This is a genomic window from Nitrospirota bacterium (assembly GCA_040754395.1).
GTDB lineage: Bacteria > Nitrospirota > Thermodesulfovibrionia > Thermodesulfovibrionales > SM23-35 > JBFMCL01.
In genome coordinates this window covers 1-2,099 of record JBFMCL010000054.1, presented here as the reverse complement: position 1 = coordinate 2,099, position 2,099 = coordinate 1, and the positions used below count along the sequence as shown (strand labels likewise).

At 46.7% G+C, this 2,099-nt stretch carries 3 protein-coding genes; all 3 read left to right on the top strand.

The genetic code is table 11. The features are described from left to right. The first annotated feature begins 153 nt into the window (after positions 1-153). The 3 genes from AB1552_14360 to AB1552_14350 all read left to right on the top strand — a co-directional run bounded on the left by AB1552_14360 (position 154) and on the right by AB1552_14350 (position 1,871). On the top strand, positions 154-546 hold the full coding sequence (locus tag AB1552_14360; protein ID MEW6054941.1) for a hypothetical protein: 393 nt from the start codon (positions 154-156) through the stop codon (positions 544-546). Between the two features lie 153 nt (positions 547-699). Beyond that, on the top strand, positions 700-888 hold the full coding sequence (locus AB1552_14355) for a hypothetical protein (protein ID MEW6054940.1): 189 nt from the start codon (positions 700-702) through the stop codon (positions 886-888). A 23-nt stretch (positions 889-911) separates the two neighbouring features. Beyond that, the gene (locus tag AB1552_14350; protein ID MEW6054939.1) at positions 912-1,871 is read left to right on the top strand and encodes a WG repeat-containing protein; all 960 of its coding nucleotides are present in this window, start codon (positions 912-914) and stop codon (positions 1,869-1,871) included. Positions 1,872-2,099 lie beyond the last annotated feature (228 nt).

The window sequence follows — 2,099 nt, the reverse complement described above, 5'->3', positions numbered from 1 at the left end:
AAGGCCATAGGGGTCGCGGTGCCGCCAACGGCCAAAGAGGCCAATCCTAATGCCACGGCCCTTTTCTGAAGGTGAATTATGCCCTTCTACCTGGGAGTCTGGAAAATCAACTGTTCAAGATGAGCTTAACGAAGAAAATGGAGGACAGTAAGGATGAAATACAGTAGCCTTCTATCGACTATTGTCGTGATTGCTATGTTCCTAATTCTTGGATTCATTGGATGTGACAGTGGAGAGTGGCATGAATTGGCGAAGTTCGAAGGCTCTTCAAATAAAAGAACTGAAGACTTTATCATTCCAAATAGCGCAAGGCAGAGTAGAATAAAATCTATCGTTGAACCATTTTCTGAGGATTACCATTTTTGTTATTCATTGTTTAAAAAGGATAATGTAGAACCCTATATTTCTTTTACACAAAGTCCAGATGAAAATACCGGGCTATCGACACAGAAGGGCAGTTGGATTATTGAAGAGACAGGCACATTATATTTTGAAGTAGAAGCAAATAACTGCGATTGGCAAATCTCTATTGAGAGTCATTACTAGTGAAAGTTTCCAAAAAAACCCCCTTTTTAGGATCCTTTCACATCATTTGCTAAGAATCCCGCATTTGGCTCCTTTGATTATCAACTATTAGAGGTTGGAGAAACTACAAAGGGTAGAGTTGATCAATGGGGCAGGGAACAAAGATCATTTGCTATGCACGAAGATGGCAATTATCGTAAAACCCCTGGTTCTCTGGGATGTCCGGTGGTCCTGCCTGGAACAGATCTAGCATATAGAGTTGAGAGTGCAAAAAAAGCAAATGGCTCCGGGGCAACAATACTAGTTGTCCAATACCAAGATGATAAGAAAGTTGATGTGGAGAACGAGGGAAGGTTATTCTAGAATCCAAGCCATTTTCCAGGGGGGTGGTAGAGATCTTGAAGGGAATACGAGCTTTAACTGTCCTGCTTAGTTTGGCTATCGTATCGTGTACGGCCTCTTGTGCAGGGGAAGCAGGCGTAGAGATAAAGGATGGATGGAGGAATAAGTACGGCTACATTGATAAGAACGGCGACATTGTAATAGAACCGAAATATGGAATGGCTCACGAGTTCTCTGAAGGCCTGGCCTTGATCGACAACATCGGCTATATAGATAAAAATGGCACAATAGCCATTGAGCAAGAATATTGGGACGGGAATCCTTTCTCAGGAGGTGTGGCTTGTGTATTGGAAAAAGGGGGCGTTCAATATGGCTATATCGATAGAAGTGGTGACTACGTAATCGAGCCCCGGTTTAACCACGCCTTTAGTTTCTCGGAGGGTCTCGCGAGGATATGGACGAACAACACCCCAGAGGGTGGTCAAACCGGATTCATCAATATTGCGGGAGAATATGTGATCCCTCCCGAGATGCAGCCATTTGAATATGGCGGGGATACGGGCGATTTCCACGAGGGAATAGCCTTGACTTCGAGGTATGGTTTCATAAACAGCAATGGGAAGACTGTTATCGAAGACGGCAGATTCACCGATGCACGCCGGTTCTCCGAGGGGCTAGCCGCTGCCCAGAAGGTCGGTGGAGTATGGGGCTACATAGATACAACCGGAACCATGGTCATCGAGCCCAAATATGACGATGCAGGCATATTCTCCGAGGGTCTGGCCGCAGTCAGTATCGATGGTAGGTGGGGTTATATAGATAGCGCCGGCGACATGATCATCGAGCCTCAATATGAGGACGCCGGCATCTTCTCCGAAGGGCTTGCAGCGGTGAAGATCGATGGGAAATGGGGATATATAGACAAGAACGGCAGCATGGTTATAGAGCCCCAGTACGAAGATGCCGGGTACTTTTCCGAAGGTCTGGCTCCAGTAAAGTTCTGAGAATCCGCCGAGGACATATAGACAGGCCTCTTCACGTGGGGGGTTGATATGCGAGGTATATCGCTGATGGTCCTTGCCTTGCTGTTGCTGGCGTTCGTTCTAACTCATCTTCTACAGTTGCATTTTCAGAATACCAGGTAAAGGGGCGTTTTTCCGCATGAAAAACAGGGCTTGGCACTACAGTTGCACCATCCTCGCCGTTGGAGGCGCGGCCACCCCTACGGCCTT